2 protein-coding genes are annotated in these 2,199 nt (G+C 76.3%); both read left to right on the top strand.

Going from position 1 to position 2,199, the window contains the following annotated elements; all coding sequences use genetic code 11:
* A partial coding sequence (locus tag DZF91_RS24685; RefSeq protein ID WP_207661900.1) for an NDP-hexose 2,3-dehydratase family protein occupies nt 1-816 on the top strand: 816 nt, incomplete at its 5' end.
* A gap of 37 nt (nt 817-853) precedes the next feature.
* On the top strand, nt 854-2,071 hold the full coding sequence (locus DZF91_RS24680; protein ID WP_117359655.1) for a class I SAM-dependent methyltransferase: 1,218 nt from the start codon (nt 854-856) through the stop codon (nt 2,069-2,071).
* Nucleotides 2,072-2,199 lie beyond the last annotated feature (128 nt).

The raw sequence follows: 2,199 nt of genomic DNA, 5'->3' as shown, positions 1-2,199 counted from the left end.
CGCTCGGCGTCCGCGCCCGGGACGGCCGCGGCTCCCCCGGTGCCGGACGGGTTCCGCGCCGCGCTGGGCCGCTCGCTGGACGCCGCCCGCGGCGCGCACTCCGACGCGGACGTCCTGCACTGGATCACCGAGCGGCGGACGCGGGCGGAGGTCCGGGTCCGCCGCGTCCCGCTGGCCGGGATGCCGGGGTGGCGGCACGACGGCACCACCGTCTCCCCCACCGCCGTGGCCGCGCACGACGGGCGGTCCTTCGAGGTCGTGGGCGTCACGGTCGGCACCGCCGGACGCGAGGTGGACGCCTGGTCGCAGCCGATGATCCGCCCGCTGGGGACGTCCCTGGCGGCCTTCCTGACCGCGCGCATCGACGGCGTCCTGCACGTCCTCGCGCGGGCGCTGCCCGAGCCGGGCTGCAGCGACGTGCTGGAACTCGCCCCCACCGTGCAGTGCGGGCCCGGCGTCCTCGCCTCCGCGGCGCATCCCGGGCGACCGCGACCGCCCTACCTCGACGACGTCCTGACCGCCGCACCGGAACGCGTCCGCTACGCGGCGACGCTCTCGGAGGAGGGCGGACGGCTCTACCACGCGCGGGGCCGCTACCTGATCGTCGAAACCGACGCGGACGTCACAGGCGGCGCGGACAGCGCAGGGGGCGGCGGGGGTGAGCCTCCGGACTTCCGCTGGCTCACCCTGCGGCAGTTCGGCGCGCTGCTGCCGCACAGCCACTACGTCAACGTGCAGGCGCGCAGCCTGCTCGCCTGCCTGTACTCGCTCGCCGCCGCCCCCGCCGCCCGCGCCCCCGACGTCCCTCTCCGCTGAGTCCGCCCGTCCCGCCGACGCCGCAGGGAGCCAGACGATGACCAGATGCCGCATCTGCCTCGGTCCCGTCCGCGAGTTCGTCGACCTCGGACGCCAGCCCAGGTCCGACGCGTTCCTGCCGCCCGGTGAGGCGGACGCGCACCCGGAGGCCGAGTTCTTCTTCCGGCTCGCGGCGGGCGCGTGCGCGGACTGCGGGATGGCGCAGCTGACCGAGCCCGTGCCCGCCGAGGCGATGTTCCACCGCGACTACCCGTACCGGACGTCCCAGTCGGCGCGGATGAGCGAGCATTTCGCCCGGACCGCGCGGCGGCTGGCCGCGGAGGTCCGCGACCGTCCGGACCCGTTCGTGGTGGAGGTCGGCTGCAACGACGGCGGGATCCTGCCGACGCTCGCGCGGGCGGGCGTCCGGCACCTGGGCGTGGACCCGTCCGGGCGGGCGGCGGCCGAGGCGGCGGGACGCGGCGCGCGGGTCCTGACGGCGTTCTTCGGCCCGGAGTCGGCCGCGGAGGTCCGCGCCGCCGAGGGGCCCGCCGACCTGGTCTACTCCGCGAACACCGTCAGCCACGTGCCCGACCTCGCGTCGGTCTTCGCCGGGGCCGACCTGCTGCTCGCCCGTGACGGACGGATGGTGTTCGAGGACCCCTACCTCGGCGACATCCTCGCCAGGACGGCGTTCGACCAGATCATCGACGAGCACGTCTACCTCTTCACCGTCGGCGCGGTGCGGCAGGCGGCGCGCCGGTACGGCTTCGAACTCGTCGACGTCGAGCCGCTGGACGTCCACGGCGGCCAGCTCCGCTTCACGGTGGCGCGCCCCGGCCGGTATCGGGTGAGCAGCGCGGTCAAGCGGACGCTGCGGGTCGAGGGGCTCGGCCTCGCGGCGCTGGACGGGTTCGCCGCGCGGGTCGAACACGTCCGGGACGAGCTGGTGGCGCTGTTGCGGACACTGCGCGAGCAGGGCCGCCGCGTCGTCGGGTACGGCGCGACCGCCAAGAGCGCGACCGTGACGAACTACTGCGGCATCGGCCCGGACCTGCTGCCGTTCGTGTGCGACTCCACCCCCGCCAAGCAGGGGCTGGTGACGCCCGGCACCCACATCCCGGTGCGTCCGCCCGCCGCGTTCGCCGACCCCTACCCCGACTTCGCGCTGCTGTTCGCGTGGAACCACGCCGAGGAGATCATGGCCAAGGAACGGGCCTTCCGCGCGGCGGGCGGCCGGTGGATCCGCTACGTCCCCGGCGTCCGGGTCGTGTGAGGGGGCGGTCCGGTGCAGCTCACGGGAGGGGCGGCGGTCGCGCTGCCCGGTCTGGCGCTCGGGGGCGCGGCCGTCGTGGCCGTGGCCGCGGCGGTCCGTCCGTTCACCGGGCCGCCGGGGCGGGCCGT

It is taken from the genome of Actinomadura logoneensis (assembly GCF_003428695.1).
In the GTDB taxonomy this organism is placed as follows: domain Bacteria; phylum Actinomycetota; class Actinomycetes; order Streptosporangiales; family Streptosporangiaceae; genus Spirillospora; species Spirillospora logoneensis.
Note: the sequence above shows the minus strand (reverse complement) of the source record. Positions and strands in the feature narration are given on the sequence as shown.

Coding starts and splice junctions, on each gene's coding strand:
- DZF91_RS24680 (WP_117359655.1), top strand. CDS start 854: ATGACCAGATGCCGCATCTGCCTCGGTCCCGTCCGCGAGTTCGTCGAC.